19 protein-coding genes are annotated in these 21,735 nt (G+C 35.3%); 5 read left to right on the forward strand and 14 right to left on the reverse strand.

Annotated elements, in window-relative coordinates; genetic code table 11:
- Window positions 1-567 precede the first annotated feature (567 nt).
- Complete coding sequence (locus PSU83_RS12430; RefSeq protein ID WP_300589825.1) at window positions 568-1,800, reverse strand: FtsX-like permease family protein; 1,233 nt, start codon at window positions 1,798-1,800, stop codon at window positions 568-570.
- Between the two features lie 83 nt (window positions 1,801-1,883).
- Between PSU83_RS12430 and PSU83_RS12435 the strand changes: the two genes are divergently transcribed.
- Window positions 1,884-3,164, forward strand: a complete 1,281-nt coding sequence (locus PSU83_RS12435) for a DUF1343 domain-containing protein (RefSeq protein WP_300589827.1) — start codon at window positions 1,884-1,886, stop codon at window positions 3,162-3,164.
- On the opposite strand, the gene PSU83_RS12440 is transcribed toward PSU83_RS12435, so the two are convergent.
- Both PSU83_RS12440 and PSU83_RS12445 read right to left on the reverse strand, forming a co-directional pair.
- The gene (locus tag PSU83_RS12440; RefSeq protein WP_300589828.1) at window positions 3,155-3,565 is read right to left on the reverse strand and encodes a PH domain-containing protein; all 411 of its coding nucleotides are present in this window, start codon (window positions 3,563-3,565) and stop codon (window positions 3,155-3,157) included. The two genes, PSU83_RS12435 and PSU83_RS12440, sit on opposite strands and share 10 nt — an antisense overlap.
- Window positions 3,566-3,567: 2 nt before the next feature.
- Window positions 3,568-4,065 (reverse strand): YkgJ family cysteine cluster protein, encoded by a 498-nt coding sequence (locus PSU83_RS12445; RefSeq protein WP_300589829.1) that lies wholly within the window; start codon window positions 4,063-4,065, stop codon window positions 3,568-3,570.
- A 75-nt stretch (window positions 4,066-4,140) separates the two neighbouring features.
- Here PSU83_RS12445 and PSU83_RS12450 point away from each other — a divergent pair, with 75 nt between their 5' ends.
- Window positions 4,141-4,839, forward strand: a complete 699-nt coding sequence (locus PSU83_RS12450; protein ID WP_300589831.1) for a class I SAM-dependent methyltransferase — start codon at window positions 4,141-4,143, stop codon at window positions 4,837-4,839.
- Here the strand turns inward: PSU83_RS12450 and PSU83_RS12455 are convergent, their stop codons facing one another.
- From PSU83_RS12455 to PSU83_RS12500, 9 genes are all read right to left on the reverse strand, one after another.
- Entirely contained in the window at window positions 4,840-5,901 is a 1,062-nt protein-coding gene (locus PSU83_RS12455) for a T9SS type A sorting domain-containing protein (protein WP_300589832.1), read from the reverse strand.
- A 166-nt stretch (window positions 5,902-6,067) separates the two neighbouring features.
- Window positions 6,068-6,814, reverse strand: coding sequence for an energy transducer TonB (locus PSU83_RS12460; protein ID WP_300589833.1), 747 nt, complete (start codon window positions 6,812-6,814; stop codon window positions 6,068-6,070).
- A 5-nt stretch (window positions 6,815-6,819) separates the two neighbouring features.
- Window positions 6,820-7,452, reverse strand: coding sequence for a 7-carboxy-7-deazaguanine synthase QueE (locus PSU83_RS12465; protein WP_300589834.1), 633 nt, complete (start codon window positions 7,450-7,452; stop codon window positions 6,820-6,822).
- A 146-nt stretch (window positions 7,453-7,598) separates the two neighbouring features.
- On the reverse strand, window positions 7,599-9,356 hold the full coding sequence (locus PSU83_RS12470; protein WP_363319896.1) for a hypothetical protein: 1,758 nt from the start codon (window positions 9,354-9,356) through the stop codon (window positions 7,599-7,601).
- 5 nt (window positions 9,357-9,361) lie between these two features.
- Complete coding sequence (locus tag PSU83_RS12475) at window positions 9,362-10,279, reverse strand: substrate-binding domain-containing protein (RefSeq protein ID WP_300589836.1); 918 nt, start codon at window positions 10,277-10,279, stop codon at window positions 9,362-9,364.
- A gap of 233 nt (window positions 10,280-10,512) precedes the next feature.
- Window positions 10,513-11,304: an energy transducer TonB gene (locus tag PSU83_RS12485; RefSeq protein ID WP_300589838.1), complete on the reverse strand. Its 792-nt coding sequence runs from the start codon at window positions 11,302-11,304 to the stop codon at window positions 10,513-10,515.
- Window positions 11,305-11,336: 32 nt separating this feature from the next.
- Window positions 11,337-11,909: a biopolymer transporter ExbD gene (locus PSU83_RS12490; protein WP_300589839.1), complete on the reverse strand. Its 573-nt coding sequence runs from the start codon at window positions 11,907-11,909 to the stop codon at window positions 11,337-11,339.
- Window positions 11,910-11,929: 20 nt separating this feature from the next.
- Window positions 11,930-12,565 carry a biopolymer transporter ExbD gene (locus PSU83_RS12495; RefSeq protein WP_300589840.1) on the reverse strand — a complete coding sequence of 212 codons (636 nt, stop codon included), beginning with the start codon at window positions 12,563-12,565 and terminating at the stop codon, window positions 11,930-11,932.
- 45 nt (window positions 12,566-12,610) lie between these two features.
- On the reverse strand, window positions 12,611-13,432 hold the full coding sequence (locus PSU83_RS12500) for a MotA/TolQ/ExbB proton channel family protein (RefSeq protein WP_300589841.1): 822 nt from the start codon (window positions 13,430-13,432) through the stop codon (window positions 12,611-12,613).
- Between the two features lie 578 nt (window positions 13,433-14,010).
- On the opposite strand from PSU83_RS12500, the gene PSU83_RS12505 reads away from it, so the two are divergent.
- Both PSU83_RS12505 and PSU83_RS12510 read left to right on the forward strand, forming a co-directional pair.
- Window positions 14,011-15,528, forward strand: a complete 1,518-nt coding sequence (locus tag PSU83_RS12505) for a helicase HerA-like domain-containing protein (protein ID WP_300589842.1) — start codon at window positions 14,011-14,013, stop codon at window positions 15,526-15,528.
- A 2-nt stretch (window positions 15,529-15,530) separates the two neighbouring features.
- Complete coding sequence (locus PSU83_RS12510; protein ID WP_300589844.1) at window positions 15,531-15,893, forward strand: cupin domain-containing protein; 363 nt, start codon at window positions 15,531-15,533, stop codon at window positions 15,891-15,893.
- An 87-nt stretch (window positions 15,894-15,980) separates the two neighbouring features.
- Here PSU83_RS12510 and PSU83_RS12515 read toward each other — a convergent pair whose 3' ends face one another.
- Complete coding sequence (locus tag PSU83_RS12515; RefSeq protein ID WP_300589845.1) at window positions 15,981-17,321, reverse strand: NAD(P)/FAD-dependent oxidoreductase; 1,341 nt, start codon at window positions 17,319-17,321, stop codon at window positions 15,981-15,983.
- Between the two features lie 190 nt (window positions 17,322-17,511).
- Window positions 17,512-19,899 (reverse strand): penicillin acylase family protein, encoded by a 2,388-nt coding sequence (locus PSU83_RS12520; RefSeq protein ID WP_300589846.1) that lies wholly within the window; start codon window positions 19,897-19,899, stop codon window positions 17,512-17,514.
- 161 nt (window positions 19,900-20,060) lie between these two features.
- Between PSU83_RS12520 and PSU83_RS12525 the strand changes: the two genes are divergently transcribed.
- On the forward strand, window positions 20,061-21,686 hold the full coding sequence (locus PSU83_RS12525; RefSeq protein WP_300589847.1) for an amidase: 1,626 nt from the start codon (window positions 20,061-20,063) through the stop codon (window positions 21,684-21,686).
- Window positions 21,687-21,735 lie beyond the last annotated feature (49 nt).

A 21,735-nucleotide genomic window follows, 5' to 3' on the forward strand; every position in this document is an offset into this window, starting at 1 on the left:
CCTAAAACTAGTTCAGATTAAATCGCTGCTCTTTCGGTTAGCGGGTGCAAAAGTAGTCGTTTATTTTTAACTGGCAAGCTTTTTAAAATAATTTTTGATTTTATTTTCTTAGGCTTGTGTTTCAGTCTCTCAATGAACTCCCTTTATTGCGGGGTGCAAAAGTAATTATTATTTATTAACCGGCAAGCTTTTTTGAAAATATTTTTAAGTTATTTCTTTTGCTATTCTATCCGGTTTGTCAATGAACTCCCTCTCTTGCGGGGTGCAAATATAAGAACACTAATTCTTTCAATCCAAATAAAAAACAACGTTTTTTTGTCTTTTTTTTAATGTCTTGATAACATAGATTTTACACGGAACGTTTTGTAACATGCACCCATTTTTCTACCGAGATTGAATCCCTACGGGATTACAGGAAGATGAAATTTAGGTATTTATTTGTCCTGACGAAGCCAAAAATGGTCTTTAGCCCCGATAGTAGTGGCATCCTTTTTCCTCTTTTAAGGAAAAAGATAGAACGGAGAGCGGGACGAGTGTTGTTAAAGAAGGAAATGGTTGTGCTCCTAATTATTCGAAACGAATAGATTTAGATGGTGTAATTTTGGTAATAATATAAGAAGGAATCAATAAAACGACTAGACAGATCACGACGGTTCCGATGTTGAGTAGTAAAATGTAGAACAAATTGATGTCAACTGGGGCTTCGTTTACGTAATAACTTTCGGGATTAAGTTTGATGATACCAAAGTACTTCTGGAGGAGTAATAACCCAATTCCGATTCCATTTCCCCAGAGTAACCCTCGCGCGATCAGGTAAGAAGCGTTGTACAGAAATATTTTTCGAATGGACCAGTTGTTGGCGCCTAGCGATTTTAATATTCCAATCATTTGAGTTCTTTCGAGAATAAGTACCAATAAAGCTACGACCATATTGATTGTTGAAACCGCTATCATCACTATTAAAATAACAATGATATTAAAATCGAAAAGTTTGAGCCATTCGAATATGTAATAGAATTTGTCGACGATAGTTTGAGAGTCGAGTGTGGACGATGTTTCTTTATAGACTTCCTTGCCTTTGCTTTCAATTTGGGTGAAATCATCGACAAAGACTTCAAAAGAACCTATTTGGTCTGACTTCCATTTATTGATGCGTTGCACGTGGCGAATATCTCCGATTACAAAATTGGCATCGAATTCTTGAAAACCTGAATTGTAGATTCCGACAATCTTGAAATTACGCAGGTTATAGCCTTCGCTATTTTCCTTTATGAAGTAGGTTACGAATTTGTCACCAAGTTTTAAAGCCAATCGGTTGCATAAATACTGAGAGATTAGCACTTCTTCGTTAAGATTTGATTTGAAATTGGGCATTCTACCTTCTACAAGATATTCCTGGAGATTTTTGGTTTCAAAATCTTTTCCGGCCCCTTTAAAGATGATTCCTTCGAAATCGGTATCGGTTCTTATTAATCCATCTTTACTAGCAACTGCTTGAATGTGACTTATTCCTTCAACTTCTTTAAATTTTGGATAAAAATTTTGGTTAATGGAAATAGGTTTGGTACTGACGTCTGAATTGTTGTCGTTATATCCTGAAATTATAATGTGTCCGTTAAAAGCAGAAACTTTCTGGCGGATTTTTTGTTGCAACCCAATTCCTGTCGCAATGGAAACAATCATCATAATCATTCCAAGTGCAATGGCGGTGATGGCAATTTTTATTATTGGCGCAGAAATACTACTTTTATGATCTTTAGCAGTAATAAGTCGTTTTGCTATAAAATATTCTAATTTCAAATTTTGGAATTATAGTTGCGGCAAAGGTAAAGAAAGTTTTCGCCACAGATTACACAGATTTTGACAGATTAAAAAAATTATTTATGCGTTATTTTATTAAAATTGGGCTGTTATTTATGATAGTGACTTCATGCAAAGGTCAAACTAATTCGTCGAAAGCTGAAAAGCCGAAGGCAGCAATTGGACAAGAGACGGCAGAAAGCAGAAGGCAGAATTCAGGAATTCAAACTGGCGCTGATAACACAATTGCCTATTTACCATTATTAAAAGACAAGAAAGTTGGAATTGTTACGAACCAGACAGGAATTATTAAAATTGAGACTGAGGAAAATGTTGTGACTAGTTATGGTGTAAAACAAGACAGAAGAATGTTTAACAATGTTAGTGTTGTTGATTTCCTTTTATCCAAAAAAATCAACCTAACAAAAATATTCGCTCCTGAGCACGGTTTCCGTGGAACTGCTGATGCTGGAGAACATGTTGTGGATGGAAAAGATACCAAAACGGGTTTGCCAATCATTTCACTTTATGGCGATAACAAAAAACCAAAGGCGGATCAATTAGCCGGATTGGATGTTTTAGTTTTTGACTTACAAGATGTTGGTGCGCGATTCTACACTTATATTTCTTCGCTACATTATATTATGGAAGCTTGTGCCGAAAACAATATTCAACTCATTATTTTGGACCGACCGAATCCGAATGGCGGAATTGTTGATGGACCGATATTGGAAAAAGAATTTACTAGTTTTATTGGGATGCACCCGATTCCGACCTTACACGGAATGACGATTAGCGAATATGGCAAAATGATTAATGGTGAAAAATGGCTGAAAAATGGAATGCAATGCGAGCTGACTGTGATTCCATGTTTAAATTACAAACGGGAAATGAACTATAGCCTTCCAATAAAACCTTCTCCAAATTTGCCGAATGACCAAGCGATAAATCTATATGCGAGTTTGTGTTTGTTTGAAGGAACGAACGTCAGTTCGGGCCGTGGCACCGAAAAGCAATTCCAAATTTATGGTTCACCATTCATGCCAAAAGTTGGTTTCAGCTTTACGCCCGTTTCTAATTTTGGCTCCAAAGACCCAATGAACAAAGGTTTACTTTGTTATGGCGAAGACTTAAGTAAAGCTCCGAAAGTAAATCAATTGGAAATAAAATGGCTGATTAAAGCTTATACTGAAACGTCGGATAAGATGAAATTTTTTACTTCGTTCTTTACCAAATTGGCCGGAACCAAGAAGCTACAACAGCAAATAGAAGCAGGAACATCGGAAACTGAAATAAGAAAGTCATGGGAAAAAGGATTGGCTGACTTCAAAATGATGCGTAAAAAGTATTTGATTTACGAGTAAATCTTCATTTCGATACTCGGATTGTGTTTAAGCAAGTCTTCTATAAAATCTTTTCGTTCTTTGGGTGAAATATAAACTTCATCATACTTATTATAAAAAATAGCAATTCTATCTAATGAAAGCGCCGGAGAACTTAAGATAGAATTTGTCTTTTCGATTTTTCTAATTTTTGAAATGTCAATTGTTTCGTTTACAATCCACATACATTTTACAATCAATTGGTTTCCCTTTATGATATACCGAGTTGTTTTTGAAATAAATAAAACTACCCCGACGACAAATCCTATACCAGCAAAACCATACATCCATTGTCCTTTTACAAGACTGGCAACACTGAGGTAAATTGGATATAACAAAAGCAACCCCAACCAATAATCAATTTTTGATTTATATATTTTCATATTTATAAAGGTAATCTTTTCTTCATTTCTTCCACAATATTATAGGCTGCTGGGCAAATAGCGACATTTTTCAAAGTCAGATCGGATATTTGCTGAAACTTCTTTCTGTCGGTGTGTGGAAATTCGCGACAGGCTTTTGGACGCACTTCATAAATCATACAATAATTTTCATTATCTAAAAACGTACACGGAACACTTTGCAACACATAATCTTGATCTTCATCAACACGCAGGTATTGGTCAATAAATTGTTGTGGTTTTTGTTTCATATGCTTTGAAATCCGCTCAATATCGGCCAAAGTAAATAGCGGTCCAGTAGTTTTACAGCAGTTGGCACAATTGAGACAATCGGTTTTTTTGAATTCGGCATCGTGCAAATCCTGCATCACATAATCCAAATTTTTAGGCGTTTTCTTTTTGAGCTTATCGAAATACTTTTTGTTTTCGATATGCTTATCTTTGGCTAACTTTTGTAATAGGTTTATTTGTGGATTTGTCAATTTGGTTATTTGATAATGAACTGCAAAATTACACAAAACCAATAACCAAATACACGAATAACCAAATAAACTCGCATGAAAGACCTTTTCGGAAAAGCCATCCTCGATTATCAGACCAATAATTCGCCAGAAGATTTAGTGACTGAAACCAATATTTCGGAAGCCGATGAAATGAGCGTAGACTATTTGTTCCGAAGCTTCGATGAGATGCCAAAACTGGAGCAGAAAGCGTTGCAATTAGCCAAAGGAAAAATTCTTGATGTAGGCTGTGGCGCTGGAAGTCATGGGTTGTATCTTCAGCAAAAAGGTTTAGATGTTACTGCTATTGATATTTCGCCGAATGCTATTGAAGCTTGTCGTCTTCGCGGATTGAAAGATGCTAGAGTTCAGAATATTTTGGAATTAAAAAACGAAAAATTCGATACAATTCTGTTACTTATGAATGGAACCGGAATATTCGGCACCTTAGCAGCAACTTCAAGTTATCTGCAAAAACTAAAATCAGTATTAAATCCAAATGGACAAATTTTGATTGATAGTTCAGACATCATTTACATGTTCGACCAAGACGAAGAAGGAAGTTATTTGGTTCCGGCTGACGGATATTATGGCGAATTGACGTTTACCGTTTCTTATAAAAATGAAACCGAAGACACTTTCCCTTGGCTTTATATGGATTATAACACTTTACAGAATGCGGCTCATGCTAATGATTTGCAATGTGAACTTATTCTGGAAGGCGACCATTTTGATTATTTGGCGCGTATTTTCTAATTAATTACTAATCAATAAAGGAATCGTTTTAGCATTTTCATTTGCCGTAAATCTCAGAAAATAAAGTCCCGTCTTTAATTTTGAAGTATCAACTGTAATAATTCCGTTGGTTTGATATTCGGCTACACTATTTGCGTTAACAATCTTTCCGTCTGTGCTTAAAATCTGATACGAAATAGCCATCGGTGTACCTATTTCAAACTTTACAAAAGCTTCTGCCTGGGCTGGATTTGGATAAACCGATACCGATTTCAACCAATTAAATTCGGCAGTAGCTAAAGTTAAATCTAAATAAGTTACGGTATTGTTTCCAGAATTTGGTATCGCAAGGACATTCGTTGCAGTATTATAAAAAATATCGGCCGGACTACTCAAACCTGCTGCTACAACCGCAGGAGTATTTGCAAACGCCGCATCATATTTTATAACATTTTGTCCGCCCCAAGTCGATACATAATAATTTCCAATAGCATCTCTAGTTATTCCATCACAATTAGCATTAGCAGTAGAAAGTACGGTGGTAACCATATTAGTAGTTAAATCAATGGCTTTTATTGGTGCATTTGAACCCCAATTCACAAAAACACAGCGATTATTGGCTTGGTCAAAAACGATTCCGTTTGGTGATTGTACTAAGGAAGTGGCAATCGTTGAAAAAGTTTGCGCGGCAATATTAATTTTAATTATTTTTTTGGCACTGAAATCTGTGGCATAAAGATTCCCAGAATTATCATGGGTCATTCCATTCAAAAAAGAAGCACCAACATTCAAATTAAACACATTGGCGCCCGTTGTTAGCGAATATCCTTTAACAGACGCTCCACTGCAGCAATATAAAATATCATCCACAATTTCAATTCCATAAGGTCCAGAAACTAATCCAGTGGCAAAAACAGTTAAAACTCCAGCGCTACTTCGAGCTAAAACCTCATGAGAGGTAGTGTTTGCAATTAACCAACGGTTGTTCGCATAATCAAATTCTGCGCTTTCTGGACCGCTGTAGTTTTGCGCAAAAGTCATCAAAGTAAAAAGAAAAAAATATAAAGCAGTAATTTTTCGCATGTGCTAGTTTTTTGTAAATATATAAAAACTATTCATTTATATTTTTTTATAAGCTATTTCCAGCTATCCACTATATCTTTTATAGCTGTCAGTTTTAAAAAACAGACAACTATAAAAGGATGCCGTTCCTATCTGGGCTAGGGTTTTATGATAACTAACAAATCTGTTATTTACTGGGTTTTATAACAATTGGTAAAGCATATAATACTCTGACTTTTTTACCATCTTGTTCACCAGGTATCCAATTGGGAGAATTTTTCAAAACTCTAATTGCTTCTTCTTTTGTCCCATAACCAATATCCCGAAGTACTTTAATATCAGTAACACTTCCATCCTTCTCAATTACAAAAGTTACAACTACCTTCCCAGACAAACCTTTAACATCTGGAGTTTTGAAATTTTGACTTATATAGTTGTAAAACGCTTTTAATCCACCAGAAAAATCAGGCTTTTTCTCTACGCTAGCCGTATTAAAAATTGGTTCTCCACCAACTTTATTTTCTGCTGGACTCACAATCAATGATTCATTATTTTGTTTGTCCCTGAAAACCATCGGATACTTTATCTCAATACTGATTGGTTTTCCATTGCGCATTGCCGGTTTCCATTTGGGGCACAGTTTCAAAACCCTAATAAATTCGGTTGCCGATTCCATATCTAAAACCTGAATAATTCGTATTTTGGTTACGCTTCCCGTTTCGTCAATGGTAAATGCTGCTTCTAATTTTCCGGATTTTGTAACTTTGGAATAATCAAATTGTTCATTCAAATATTTACTAAATTTATCAATTCCGCCGCCATTGAATTGTGCATCAATTAACTCACCCGTAAGATAGACTTCTCCATCGCCTTGTATTTGGGAAAATCCAAAAACAGGCAATAATACAATCAACAAAAATTTAATTAGCTTCATAATAGTTAAGGAATATTCAAGTATTTATGGGTTTGTAGAGATACTCTCCACTTTGGATTATTCATTACATAATCCACAATTAATGGCGTCATTTCTTCTTTTTTACTCCATTCTGGTTGTAGAAAAAGAATCGCATTTTTGTTGACTTTTGTAGCTTGTTCTTCGGCAAAAATGAAATCGTGTTTGTTATAAATGATAACTTTCAACTCATTGGCAATTGCATAGGCATCAGCAACGGGCAACTTATTTTTCTTTGGCGAAAGGCAGAACCAATCCCATGTTCCCGAAACTGGATAAGCACCCGAAGTTTCGATATGAACTTTTAATTTGTTTTCTTTTAATTTCTGGGTAAGTGCAGTCATGTCCCAGGTCAATGGTTCACCACCTGTTACGACAACTGTGTCAGCATATTTCTTTGCATTGGCAACAATATCTTCTATCGCTGTTGGCGGATGCAATTCGGCATTCCAACTTTCTTTCACGTCACACCAGTGGCAACCCACATCACAGCCTCCGATTCGAATGAAATACGCAGCAGTTCCTGTATGAAATCCTTCGCCTTGAATCGTATAAAACTCTTCCATTAACGGAAGCATTTCTCCTTTTTCAACGGCTAATTGTGTTTGTTTTGTTAACATTATTTTTATTTTATCCCGAAGTTTCGGGAGGCAAAGATACTTAATTTAGCTTCGTACTGTTCGGATTTTATCCTTGGGAAAATCCTTTTTAAATAAAAAAACCGCTCCAACATTGTGGAACGGTTTTAAGAATATTTATTTTAAATCTATTTTAACGATTTAATAGAACTTTGAGCATATTCATTTGTTGGGTCAAGTGCCAACGTCTTATTGAAATATTCAATAGCTTTCGCTTTATTTGTATTCGCATAAACAGCAGCAATGTTATTGTAAGATTCAATTAATTTTGGTTTAACTTTATCTAATTCGGCTTTATATATTTCGAAATTGGCATCTTTCAAAGTTCCCTTATAAAGCTCTAAAACTTTAATATCATCTAATACTTTATTTGCATCTAACAACGAACTCTCCCATTTTTTTGAAACAACATCAACATACTGTTGGTAATACTTAGCAATCATTTCATCATTTTCCATCAACTTATTTATTCTAGCTCTGAAAATATACGCTTCTTGAGTTGCTGGAGAAGCAGTAATTACGTTTCCGTAGGCAATATCTCCTTTTTGAAGTTGAACTTTATCTACTTTAGCGCCTTGAAAAGTACTGTTGTAGTATATTGCATTTCCTAAATAAAAATTATCAATTAAATAATTTTTAGATTCTGGATTAGATGTAGCGATTTCAAATACAGCAGCAGCTGCTCCAAACAATTTCATCTCGTACAATTTTTTACCAACTTCATTTAATTCATTTACTGCTAAAGGTTCCATTTCGATCCCTTTTTTCAAATCCGCAATTCCTGATTCTAACTGAATTGGATCAACTGATTTTCCATCAGCACTTACTCCTTTTTTGATTTTGGCTTGACCTAAATATAAATAATCACGTGCAATAATCTTATTTGATGGGTTTGCAGTATAATCTTGCAATGATTTCAATGCGATATCAACATTTCCGTTCTCATATGCTGAATAACCTAAATAACGTAGAATTCTTGGATTAACTCCATCTAATTCTTTCATTGTATTAGCTTCTAATTCTAAGGCCTTATAATCTTTAGCTAGGATTAAAAAGTCAGCGTGACGCATACGTGAAGTAATAGAGTAATCGGTTAGAGTCAAATATTTTTCGTAAAAACCTAATGCTTTTTTAATATTCTCTTCGTAGGATTTTGGCACGTTATTACCCCATAAATAGTGAGTTTCAGCTAACTCACGATAAACAGGACCATAATTCGGATTGATTGCAATCACTTCATTATAAGCTTTAACCGCTTCCGTGTATGCCTTGGCTCCTTTTAATAAAACACCTAACTGCATTTTGGCTCTAATTAGGGTATTGTCTGACTGATAAGCGTTTCTATAGGCAACATACGAATCGTTTTGATTTTTGTCACCATAATAAGCATCCCCTAGAGCCAATTGTACTTGAGCATCCGTTGGATTTAGTGTCGCAGCTTTATTCAAAACGGTTATGGCACTTTTATAATCTGGCTTATCAGAATTCATATATGCACGAGCTATATATACATATTCTTCAATATCTTTCTTTTTAAGTTCTTTAGTTACCATATCAAATTTGGCTTGAGCTGCAACTTTATTGTCGGTATCCAAATCAATTTGTGCAAGTCCGATAGTATTAAATCTTGCACCCTCAGAACCTGACAATCCTTTTTGGAAAGCTATTTTAGCAGAATCGGCTATATTTTGTTTTAGATAAACTGTACCTAGAAGGAATGCCGCTTTACCATTTGTTGGTTTTGCTTGTATAAGTGATTTTAATAGCGATTTTGCTTTCTCAAATTGTTCAGCATCAATAGCCTTTTTCGCTGGTTCTAAATCTTGTGCATTGGCAATAGTTGTTGCAACTAATGCTAAGCTGAGTATTTTAAACTTGTTCATCATCCTAATTAATTTTTATCTTTAGTAATTGTATTTCGTATTATTATTTTTCTTCCGGGTGTGCGTACGGGAAGCAATCCTGATTTTAGTACTATGCGTTGTCCTCGTTCACCTGTAATGAAGGAACCAAATCCCATTCCTAATCCGGAGTATCCTTGACAATTGACAATATACAAATCGCGTGCCAAAGGATATTTTCCTAATGCAAGATTATCTTGTGTTGGAAAAAAATACTGTTGTTGATCAACACCTTTTACAGCTAAAACATTGACTTTGTCTACGAAAGGCTGTAAATCTAAAGGTGGCTGAAAAATCCAATTCATGCCAATAATACCAATCATGCCCTCATGCTCTGCCACATATTTGATAACTTCTTCATTAGTTTTTAATGAAAAAACGTTTTTTTGATTGGTCACTAGTACTCCAGAAACTTCATTAATGTATCTCACCGTACTTGAATTGGGATTGTCAAAAACCAAGCCTTTGATAGTTGGAATAGATTTTCCTTTTAAAAAATCAATTACATCTTGCAATGCAATTAGTGTGTCTTTTGCTGTTTTTCTTTTTATAAAGGCAACCGCATCTGTTGCAAATGGAGTAGTTCTTGGCCTTATTTTTTTTGATTGAAAAACTTCCAACTCTTTTTCACTTAATGGTCTAGATAGTATTGCAATTCTTGCGGTATCACTTAATAATGAATTGACAATTTCTTTTTCTGATTTGGAAACCAAAAGCAGTTTTGCAGTGTATTCTGTTTCGAAAACAGCTTCTTGATCTTCGATTATTGGCAGTACAGATTCATCAACATAAACCGTTGCTTTTCCTGCAATAATTGTATCCATGATTTCATTTTTGTTTTGACAAGAAAAAACAAAAATCAAAGTAATCAAAATAAAGCCAATAAACGTTTTAGTTAATTTATTCATTTCTAATTTTATTCTTTATTAAAGAAGCGCAAAAACCGTATAAAGGAATAAACTATTAGCAAAACTCCAAAAGCAATTCTATATTTATATTCTAACGCTAAAGGTAAGGACTTCCAAAATATGATTATGAGGCCTAATGTTAAATAAATCAAAAAAAACAAGATCCCTATAACGAGAAGAAACCGCTCTTTAAGCGATTTCTTCTGAAAATTTTCTATGAAAGGTGAAATCATCTATTCTGATTTTGGGAAAACAATTGGTAAAGAGTATAAAACTCTAACCTTTTTACCATTTTGCTCACCAGGAACCCATTTCGGACATTTTCTCAAAACTCGTTCCGCTTCTTTTCCTGTTCCGTAACCTGCGTCTCTTATGATTTTGATATCTGTAAGGCTACCGTCCTTTTCAACAACGAAACTGACGAATACTCTACCACCAGGAAAATTCTCATCTTCTACAGGTTGAAATGTTCTTTGAATGTAACTGTAGAACTTTGCCATTCCACCTGGGAAATCTGGTTTCACCTCAATACCCGCTGTGTTGTAGATGGTATTGTCTTCTCCCACAACTTCACTTGGACCTTTCCCAACAGGCTCAATGGACAAGGGAGCGTCGGGATCACCTTTAATTGTTTCAGCTCCAATTTTCTTTTCTTTTATTTCAACGATTTTTGGTGGCTCTTCAACAATTTCCTCTGTTTTTGCCACTACGGGCTTAACAAATTTTACCTGGTCCACTTTTGGAGGAGGAGGTGGCGGTGGTGGAAGATCTTTGGGAAGCTCTTTTGGTGGTAACTTTACCGTCACAATCTTTTGATCCATGTTTACCTCTTCTTTTGACATATCAGGAATCAAACTAATAATAAGCGGTGCGCTTACTGCTAGTCCAAAAACTAATGCTCCAATGATAAGTGCACGAACCGAGGTTTTTGAATTTTCCTGACGTAACTCATAAGCGCCATAGGCTTTATTACGCCCTTCAAAAACGATGTCTATCCACTGTTTATTAAATAAGTCTAACTTCATTTTTTAGTATATTTTTGATTAACATTGGAACATTACTTGTTCATTTCGTCAATTAATTTTTGCTCTTCGGGAGTAATGTCATTTACAATGGCATACGTTGGCACTTTTGATATTGCCATTTCATCCAAAACATCAACTAAATTTCTATAGGTAGATTTTTTAGAGGGTTTGATAATAACAATCAACCCATCACCTTTTTTGTTATTTGGTCTTGTTTTACAATATTCTTCAACCGATTTTACTCTTTTCAGGATTTCTTTACGAAGCCCATTTTTGCCGTAAACCGCATCGGTAGGTTTCCCATTTGGTTCAGGTGCTTCAAGAAGTCCGTGATACCATTTTATTTGGTTATCCTTTCCCATGATAATGGTCATAGTTCTTCTTTGATCCGTTTTCATAGGTTTTTGTTTAGTCTTATCATCCTCTTTATCTGGCAATCCTAAATCCATGGATTGAGGTTTTGATAATGAGGTAGTCAACATAAAGAACGTAATTAATAAGAAAGCTAAATCCACCATGGCAGTTAAATCTACCTTTGCATTGGATTTTTTACTTCTTACTTTGCCACCTTTACCACCGGAGTCCCCAGTATTTAATTCAGCCATTTTATATTATTATTATACAATTAATAATCTTTTCCTCTTAAACCAGTAACTAAATTAAAGCTATTGATTTTTTGGTCTTGTAAAATATCCATAACTCTTTTGATTTGGGGATATTCTTCTTTAGCATCGCCTTTGATTGCAAACTGCAGCTCTTTATCAGCGCCGTTATCAATATTTGCTTTTCTTGCGTATTGTATCCAATCTTTCAATTGGTTATTGTCTCCAATAGAATCAACAGGAATTCCTGATTGCATTCCATCTTTAACTCGGTCAGCGCCTTTCAAAGCCAATATTCGCTTCAATTCTCCTATCGGCACACCAAATTCATCCATTAGCATAAATTCTTGTTTTTCTTTATCGGTAAAAGGAACTTTATACATCTGAGACATATAATCAAGAGCACCCTTACGAATTACTCTGTCCTTCATTCCGATAAAAACTTGCTCTTTTCCATCTTTTTTTCCTACTGTGATGGTTACCAATCCTGTTTCAGGCAATTTTGTTTGCACTGTTGAAGAAGGTGTATCGACCGGAAGGGGTTCGGGCATTTTTGCCGTTGCCGTTAAGATAAAGAAGGTAAGCAAAAGGAAAGCCACGTCACACATTGCCGTCATATCGATGGATGTTGACTTTTTGGACATTTTTATTTTACCCATTATTTATTTGTTTTTTATCAATTAATAGTGAATCAATTAATTGAATTAATTTTTTAAACTTCCTCTGAATTTTCTGTATGCATTCACGATTGTTGAACCCGCTTCATCGATAGAATACGTCAAGGTATCAATTTTAGAAGTAAAGAAGTTGTAAGTTACAATTGCTAGAGCAGAGGTAGAGATTCCTGTAGCTGTATTAATCAAAGCTTCCGAAATACCATTTGCTAATGCAGCTTGATCTGGAGTTCCTGTAGAGGCTAATGCACCAAACGCTTTAATCATCCCTGTTACTGTTCCTAACAAACCTGCAAGTGTACCAAGAGACACTAAAGTGGAAAGAATTGTTAAGTTTTTCTCTAACATTGGCATTTCAAGAGCTGTAGCTTCTTCAATTTCTTTATGAATGGTTTCCGCTGCTTCTTCACTATTGAAGCCTTCCTTTTTAACATCCTGATATTTAACTAAAGCTGATTTTACTGCATTTGCAACAGAACCTTCTTGTTTATCACAAGCAACAATAGCCTCTTCGATATTACCACCTTTGATATCAGCTGTAATTTTTCTCATGAAAGTATCTAAGTTTCCTTTTCCAGCTGCTTTTGAAATAACCGCAAAACGCTCAAATGAAAATACAACTACCATCAGCAATAACCCTAACAAAACTGGTACAATTGGCCCACCTTTATATACCATTGCCAAATAATTTCCTGAAATTGGATGTCCAGTATTCACACCGCCTTCAAAGTTAGCGCCATTCCCCATAATAAATTGCCAAATTAACCATCCCACAAAAATACATGCTACAATGATGATTCCTGAAATCATTCCTACGCCTTTTGAACCGCCTTCTTTTTTAACGTTTGCCATTTTTTTAAATTTTAAAAGTTTTAATAAATTATAAGTTATAGTTGTTTATAAACTTGATCAGGAGCAAATTTAATTTTTTACTTTAAATAAAAAAATTTTTTTTGCTTTTAATAACACTTAGCTTTAAATAGAGTAATACAATAATTATATACATTTTAAACTATTAGTAAATATTGAAGGAGAATATTATTATTTTTAATGTTTTCACTGCAATTATTATAACTATAACGCTAAAAATGTTAAATATGTATTTAAAAACCATGTTTTCTTTCGAATGTTAAATTTATGTAAAGAAAAAGCATCTCAATAAAAAAAACATAGTGATTTTAAGTACACAAGTTTTAAATTGGAATATTTTAACTGATTCTTTCATTTTTTAAGTTTAAAAAACAAACCAATTATTAAAGTTTAAAGCTAATCCATATACAATAAAACATTTTATAGATTCCATAAAAACAAAACTGACATAATCAACCACACAATAATTTTAAGTATAAACTGTGGACCATCAAATAACACTTGATGCTTTTAAAAAAAAATAGTATTTTGCAATATCTTTATAATCTAAAATATATTTAATGTCAACATCCACAGAATTTAGTAATTATATAAACGAAGGCTACACATCAAAAGGGGACAGTATTATTCTTGGCGGAGCCATTTTAAATGGAGAAGCACTAGCGGATACTTATATAAAGATTCCTCTAAAAACCTTGAATCGCCACGGATTAATTGCTGGCGCTACCGGAACTGGAAAAACAAAAACCATTCAAGTACTTTCTGAACAATTGTCTTCATTTGGGATTCCGGTGTTGATGATGGACATTAAAGGTGATTTTTCAGGAATTGCTAAAGAAGGCGAAGAAAAACCTTTTATCACAGAACGTCATGCTAAAATAAATCTACCTTATACTACCGCTTCTTTTCCTGTAGAATTAATGTCGCTTTCACAACAAAATGGTGTACGCCTTAGAGCTACAGTTTCTGAATTTGGCCCCGTATTATTTTCAAGAATATTAAATTTGAATGATACGCAGACTGGTGTTGTTTCGGTACTATTTAAATATTGTGACGACAATAAAATGCCATTGTTGGATTTAAAAGACATCAAAAAAGTGCTGAATTATATCACCGAGGAAGGCAAGGAAGAAATTGAGGAAAACTACGGAAAGATTTCTACGGCAACTACTGGCATTATTTTGCGTAAAATTATCGAATTAGAACAACAAGGCGGTGATATTTTTTTTGGAGAAAAGTCGTTTGAAATTGATGATTTGATGCGAATAGATGAAAATGGGAAAGGCTATGTAAATATCATCCGCTTGACGGATATACAAGATAAGCCAAAACTATTTTCCACCTTTATGCTGAGTTTGTTGGCGGAAATATATCAACAAATGCCCGAGAAAGGTGATGCCGACCAACCCGAACTTGTTATTTTTATTGATGAAGCGCATTTAATCTTCAATGAAGCCAGCAAAGCATTACTAGAACAAATTGAAACCATAATCAAATTAATCCGTTCAAAAGGAATTGGTGTTTATTTTGTTACCCAAAACCCAATGGACGTTCCAGCAAGTGTTTTGGCACAATTAGGATTAAAAATTCAACATGCTTTGCGCGCTTTTACTGCAAATGACAGACAAGCCATCAAGCAAACTGCCGATAATTATCCAACATCCAAATACTATAAAACAGATGAAATGCTGACGAGTTTAGGAATTGGAGAAGCCTTTGTAACAGCGTTGAACGAAAAAGGAATTCCGACACCGTTAGCCGCAACGATGATGCGTGCACCAATGAGCCGAATGGATGTTTTGGTTGAAACTGAAATATCAGAAATCAATGCCAAATCAAAATTGGTTCGGAAATATGCTGAAGAACTTGATCGCGATAGCGCTTACGAAATGTTAAACAAAAAGATTAATGATGCCATTCAGCAAGCGGAGACCGAAGAGGAAACCAAGGTTCAGGAGCGCAAAAGCAGCGAACCCAGCACAGCTACTGTCATTACAAAATCAGTTGTAAAAGTGGTTACAAGCGCAAGTTTTATTCGTGGTGTTTTCGGAGTTTTGAGTAAAATGTTTAAAAAGTAATTATGAAAAAATACCGCATACAAAAATCGCCGTTTGTAGTTCCGACTACTGATGGAAAAGTGATTGAAGAACATCACGGAATTCCGACTACCGACAACCATGAAATCTCTATTGCGCACATGATTGCTCCGCCAAAATGGAGTGAGCCATATCAAACACCAGAGTTTGAAGAATACACTTATATCATTTCAGGTAAAAAACAATTTATAATTGAAGGGGAAACTATAATCTTAGAAGCCGGACAATCTATTAAAATCGAAAAGAATACTAGAGTTCAATATTCGAATCCGTTTGACGAACCGTGTGATTATATTTCTGTTTGTAAACCCGCGTTTGATTTTACTAAAGTGCATCGGGAAGAATAGAGCTTCAATAGCAATAACAATAGCAATGACAATCAAAATGTTCAATTTTTGAAATTGAAATTGACTTTTGAAATTGATATTGAAAACTTATTTCAGTAAAGAAATTATTTTATTTTCAACTTCTGCGCTATTCCATTTTTCTTGAATATTTTCCATTTGCATTACTTCTTCCATAATTTTATTTTGAAGATCGCCAATGGCTAAAGCTTCGGAATAAGGTTGCAAGCTGAATGTAACTCTGCTATATAATGGCATCCATTTATCGGGATGTTTATCTGAAAACCACTTTTCTATTTTCTTTTGTAATAAGAAATTCTCATCTGCAGTTTTGGAACTCATTTCCATAAAATTTCTGAAAGAAAGTTCGGCAATAGCATCAGCATTGGGTTTTCTGGAAATTTCGTATTCTTTAAAAATTGTTTCCCAATCATCACCGTATTTGGAAATCATTTCGCTTAAAATCGTAATATCCTCAAAGCCAGCATTCATTCCGTGACCATAAAAAGGAACAATTGCATGAGCCGAATCGCCAATTAGCGCGACATTATCGCCATGTGTCCATGGAAAACATTTGGTCATTACTAAATAACTGGTTGGATTCTTAAAGAAATCTTCGACCAGATCCGGAATTACTTCTTTGGTATCCGGGAAAAATTCGGCAAAGAAAGTTACTAACGTGGCTTCATCTTTTAAATGCTCAAACGAATTTTCGCCTTCAAACGGCATGAATAAGGTACAAGTAAAAGTTCCATCCAAATTGGACAACGCCATTAGCATAAAATTTCCTCTTGGCCAAATGTGTAATGAATTCTTGTCTATTTTATGTGTTCCATCAGGATTTGCGGGAATATGCAATTCTTTGTAACCCATTTTCATGAATTCTTGCGAGTAGTCAAACATACTTTGACGTTGCATTCTGTGGCGAATTCTAGAAAAAGCACCATCGGCACCAAAGCATTTGTCGTATTTGAGTTCAGTCCACTCGCCTCTTTCGGTTTCCCCAATATGCAAAGTGGCATCCGCTAACGTAATGTCCCAAATTTTATGTTCAAAAAAGAATTCAACTCCTTCGGCTTCAGCCAAATCAATCATTCTTCTGTTCAAAATTCCACGAGACAAAGAGAAAATTGCTTCACCATCTTTACCGTAATTCTGATAATTCAGCTTTCCATCTTTTAAATGAATCGCTCGTTTGTCAACTGCAATACCAATTTTGCGAATTTCATCATCAAGACCAACGTCTTCCATGGCTTTCCAACCGCGGTTTGACATTACTAAATTAATGGAACGACCAGAAAATTCAACTGTTCTGATATCGGGACTTCGGTCAAATACGTGAACGGTATGACCTTGCTTTTTGAGATAGATTGCTAACAATGTTCCGACTAAGCCCGAACCTACAACAGCAATTTTTTGAGGACTTTGCATTTATTTATACTAAACGGTTTTGCAAATTTAATTATTTAAACGCAGATTTCGCAGATTAACAGAGATAAAGGAACACAGCTGCAATTAGAAACACAGATTTCACAGATTAAAACAGATAAATTCGTTCAAAACCAATGTGCCTTCTAAAAAAATAATTTGTGCCAATATGTGCCAATCTGTGCAATCTGTGTTAGCTTTTCGGTTTGAAAACGAGTTTGGTTGATGTTTTGATGATCTCTTCCTTATTCAATTTCATTTTCCTGAATTTTCCTTTGACAAACATATCGGACTGATCTCTATAGTGTTGACTCATCGGGTTGCCGGATTGTCCTGTTGGTAAGATGCTCCAACTGTTTTCAATATCCGAAAAATCAATTATTCTTCTTGTTGACGGACCGCCTTTTACTTGAATTTGGGCATCATCAGAATAGGTAAACAATTGATTATTGATTACTTCATTGGTTCCCGAAATTCCAAACGTATCAACATTAAAAAACTTACTGAATAGTTTTACTTTCCCAATAGGATGCTGGAATTCCACTTTATGTACTTTCTCCCATTTCCATTGACTGACATCCGAACCCAATTGACTTTCTAAGGAAGCGACGGCTTCTTTAAAGGATTTTGTTAGTATTTCAGCTTGCGTTTCTGTTTTATTTTTGGTTGAAACATTATCCCACCAAGGCGAGACTGCATTCTGAGTTTGGGCCTCAATCATTTGCTTGACAATGTGCGTGCCCAATAATAATTTGAAATTTTCTTCGCCCAATTCATCTTCAAAAGTATCTTTCAAATAAAAGTAGAACCATTTGTTGTAAATGCTTGGCGCGATATCTTCTAAATCATGTGTTCCTTTCCATTGTTTTAGAATGCTTAACGCTTGCTTTTCGTTTTGTGAAAATTTGGATGTATCCAATGGCTTAGTCATATTTGCCACTATAGTTTGAGCTGTAGCCGATGTATTATCAACTATCATTTTAGAAACATCTTCTTTGGTCCAATCATTTTTTGGAGCTAACAATGCGTCAATTCGCATGGCTCTGTCTTTTGGAAGATAATATCCTGGGTACAAATAGCCGTCAATAGCTTCAGGTTGGTTATTGGAAGTATACACATAATTCCATGTTGGATTAATAGCGGCTGGATTTTTAGCAAACGGAAGAAACTCTTTCTTATCGTCAATGCCGTTGGCTCCGTTTAAGATGAAGTTGGTGTTGACCGATTTATCTACTTTATACAACTTTCCAGAAGTGATCCAAGCAATATTACCTTTGGCATCGCCATACATAATATTCAATCCTGGCGCTTTGATTAGTTCTATGTTTTTATGAAAATTTTCTAAATCTTTGGCGTGCGATAATTCATAAACGGCATCCAGAATTTGATTTTTTTGTTGGGTATAAATCCATGACATCGCAACGGATTCATTTGGTTTCAAACCATCTAATAAGCCGTTTACTATTGGCCCGTGTTGGGAAGTTTTGACATTTAGTTTGTAATCCGCACTATCTTTAACCTTGATAATTTTTTGTTTATAAGTGTAGTTTCTATATCCTTCAACCGTTTTATATTCCTTTTCATTGTTTGGATTGTTCACTTCTTCAAAGAAATCTAAGTCGTCATTTTCAAACATTGTTAGTCCATAAGCGTACTTGCGGTTGTGTCCTAAAAGCGGAAATGGCGTTCCCGCGATGTAGTGGCCGTACATTTCATAATCAGGACAAACGATATGCGCTTCATACCAAGTTCCGGGTTGTGAATACATGATGTGGGGATCATTTGCCAAAATCACTTTGCCGTTTTTTGTTTTGTTTCCACCAATAACCCAACTATTACTTCCTATAAAAGCGGGCACAGGCGCATTTTCTAATAAACTCGCAACTGATTTTGCTATTGTTGTATATTCTTTGTATTTGCCCTTATTCGTTTTTAATTGTTTTGTTGCCAATGAACCATCGATTCCAAAATCTTTTAAATACTCCATTCCAAAACGATCGCGAATTTCTGTTAGCAACGGATCCGTTTTTTGTGCCATGGCAAAGCTGAATGACATATATCCGAATATATTATAGACATCGTTCAAGGTAAATTTTTCTTGTTTGATTCCTAATAAAGTAATTTCCACTGGTGTTTTTCCTTCTTCGATGTACTGATTGATTCCGTCAAGATAGGCGTTTGCCAAAATGTAGGTTTGAGAATTTTTATCCATAGCGGCGACAGCTTTTTTAGAATTTTCCTCTATTCCAATTCCAGCAAAAAATTTATCCGTTTTCAATGCGGGATTTCCGAAAATTTCTGAAAGTCGCCCAGGTGCAATACGACGCATGAGTTCCATTTGCCAAAGTCGATCTTGCGCATGCACATAGCCTAAAGTTACCATGGCATCTTTTTGTGTAGCAGCATAAATATGCGGAACACCATACTCATCAAAGTAGACAGTGGTTTCGGTACTGAGGTTTTTTAAGTTTTCTTCGCCTTGATAATTGGGTTTAGTATATTGGAGGTATGCAAATAAGGATAGTGCGATGAGTATTATTATGGATAATAAGCCTAAAAGCAGTTTCTTAAAAAATTTCATAGAGAGGATGTTTCGTAGACAAATATAGTAAATTGTGTCTTTCAATAGGATTAGAATGACATTGCCTTTTTATTGTTTCTGATTAAATATAATTGCAACAAGATTTTTGTACTTTTAACCATCTAATAAACTTTATCCCTACATCTTAAAAAATATCATTTATGAAAAGAAGAGCTTTTTTAACCAATAGTAGTCTGGCGGCTGCCGGATTGACCACTACTCTATTTGCTGTGGCTGCTTGTTCTGATAAGAAAACAGAAACAGCAACGACTACTAAAACTGATAGCGCAGAAGATAATTTCGAATTGAATGAAATTACCGTAGCTGAACTTCAAGATAAAATGGTAAAGGGAGATTACAGTTCGGAACAAATCACCAAATTATACCTAGACCGAATCGAAGCTATAGATAAAAACGGTCCAAAACTAAATGCTGTTATCGAAATCAATCCCGATGCTTTGGCAATTGCAAAAACAATGGACAAAGAACGCAAAGAAGGAAAAACAAGAGGAGCATTACACGGAATTCCCATTTTAATAAAAGACAACATTGACACTGCCGATAAAATGATGACCACTGCAGGTGCGCTTGCTATGCTTGGACACCAAGCAGAAAAAGATGCTTTTATTGTAAAGCGATTGCGAGATGCGGGCACGGTTTTATTAGGAAAAACCAATTTGAGTGAATGGGCCAACTTTCGTTCTACGAATTCCTGTTCGGGTTGGAGTAGTCGCGGTGGACAAACTAAAAACCCTTACATATTGGATCATTCACCTTGTGGCTCTAGTTCGGGCTCGGGTTCAGCTGTGGCAGCAAATTTATGTGCTATTGCGATTGGTACAGAAACGGATGGATCAATTACTTGTCCCGCTTCGGTAAGTGGAGTGGTTGGAATTAAACCCACTGTTGGCTTAGTAAGCCGCTCCGGAATAATACCAATTTCGCATACACAAGATACGGCTGGCCCACTAACTAGAACCGTTACTGATGCTGCGATACTTTTGGAAATTTTGGCAGGCATTGATGAATCTGATGCTATTACGAAAGAAAGTGCTGGAAAAGTAACGAAATACACAAAATACCTTGATATCAATGGATTGAAAGGCAAAAGAATTGGAGTCGAAAAGAAAAAATACACCAATCAGTTTTTGAACCACTTACAAGAAAAAGCAGTAAACGTTTTAAAACAACAAGGTGCTGTTATAGTAGAAATTGAATACTTAGACCGCGTTAATGCCTTGGGTGCTGATGAGCTCGTAGTACTGAAATATGAGTTTAAATATGGTGTGAATAAATATCTTTCGAATACTAATGCTAAGGTAAAAACAGTAGCAGAAGTTATTGCCTACAACAAACAAAACGAAGACAAAACCATGCCCACGTTTAAACAAGAAATTTTAGAAATGTGTGAGACCAAGAACGGTTTGGATACTGCCGAATATACTGCTGCCTTAGCTAAAAGTCATAACGGTACAAAACAAATTCTGGATACCGTTATGCAAAAAAATAATCTCGATGCTATAACGGGATTAACTATGGGACCATCGTGCAGCATTGACACTATTTATGGTGATCGTTGGGGCGATGTGTTTTTGACCGCTCCTGCGGCAATGAGTGGTTATCCTCATATTAGTGTGCCGTGCGGAAAAGTATATGAGTTGCCTGTAGGACTATCATTTTTTAGTGGTGCTTATCGTGAAGGTGAAATAATCGCTTTGGCCTATGCCTATGAACAAGCCACTAAACATAGGATACAGCCAGCGTTTACCAGATCATTCATTATGTAATAAGCAACTTAGGTTAAAAATGATTTTCTTTGATTGCGTTTTTTTTAGA

It is taken from the genome of Flavobacterium sp. (genome assembly GCF_029945805.1).
GTDB lineage: Bacteria > Bacteroidota > Bacteroidia > Flavobacteriales > Flavobacteriaceae > Flavobacterium.

What these genes read in the sequence shown, in the direction of transcription:
- PSU83_RS12505 (WP_300589842.1), top strand. Translation starts at nt 14,011, where the DNA reads ATGTCAACATCCACAGAATTTAGTAATTATATAAACGAAGGCTACACA.
- PSU83_RS12465 (WP_300589834.1), bottom strand. Translation starts at nt 7,452, where the DNA reads ATGTTAACAAAACAAACACAATTAGCCGTTGAAAAAGGAGAAATGCTT.
- PSU83_RS12470 (WP_363319896.1), bottom strand. Translation starts at nt 9,356, where the DNA reads ATGATGAACAAGTTTAAAATACTCAGCTTAGCATTAGTTGCAACAACT.
- PSU83_RS12440 (WP_300589828.1), bottom strand. Translation starts at nt 3,565, where the DNA reads ATGAAAATATATAAATCAAAAATTGATTATTGGTTGGGGTTGCTTTTG.
- PSU83_RS12510 (WP_300589844.1), top strand. Translation starts at nt 15,531, where the DNA reads ATGAAAAAATACCGCATACAAAAATCGCCGTTTGTAGTTCCGACTACT.
- PSU83_RS12520 (WP_300589846.1), bottom strand. Translation starts at nt 19,899, where the DNA reads ATGAAATTTTTTAAGAAACTGCTTTTAGGCTTATTATCCATAATAATA.
- PSU83_RS12515 (WP_300589845.1), bottom strand. Translation starts at nt 17,321, where the DNA reads ATGCAAAGTCCTCAAAAAATTGCTGTTGTAGGTTCGGGCTTAGTCGGA.
- PSU83_RS12475 (WP_300589836.1), bottom strand. Translation starts at nt 10,279, where the DNA reads ATGAATAAATTAACTAAAACGTTTATTGGCTTTATTTTGATTACTTTG.
- PSU83_RS12495 (WP_300589840.1), bottom strand. Translation starts at nt 12,565, where the DNA reads ATGGGTAAAATAAAAATGTCCAAAAAGTCAACATCCATCGATATGACG.
- PSU83_RS12435 (WP_300589827.1), top strand. Translation starts at nt 1,884, where the DNA reads ATGCGTTATTTTATTAAAATTGGGCTGTTATTTATGATAGTGACTTCA.
- PSU83_RS12525 (WP_300589847.1), top strand. Translation starts at nt 20,061, where the DNA reads ATGAAAAGAAGAGCTTTTTTAACCAATAGTAGTCTGGCGGCTGCCGGA.
- PSU83_RS12490 (WP_300589839.1), bottom strand. Translation starts at nt 11,909, where the DNA reads ATGGCTGAATTAAATACTGGGGACTCCGGTGGTAAAGGTGGCAAAGTA.
- PSU83_RS12500 (WP_300589841.1), bottom strand. Translation starts at nt 13,432, where the DNA reads ATGGCAAACGTTAAAAAAGAAGGCGGTTCAAAAGGCGTAGGAATGATT.
- PSU83_RS12460 (WP_300589833.1), bottom strand. Translation starts at nt 6,814, where the DNA reads ATGAAGCTAATTAAATTTTTGTTGATTGTATTATTGCCTGTTTTTGGA.
- PSU83_RS12450 (WP_300589831.1), top strand. Translation starts at nt 4,141, where the DNA reads ATGAAAGACCTTTTCGGAAAAGCCATCCTCGATTATCAGACCAATAAT.
- PSU83_RS12455 (WP_300589832.1), bottom strand. Translation starts at nt 5,901, where the DNA reads ATGCGAAAAATTACTGCTTTATATTTTTTTCTTTTTACTTTGATGACT.
- PSU83_RS12485 (WP_300589838.1), bottom strand. Translation starts at nt 11,304, where the DNA reads ATGAAGTTAGACTTATTTAATAAACAGTGGATAGACATCGTTTTTGAA.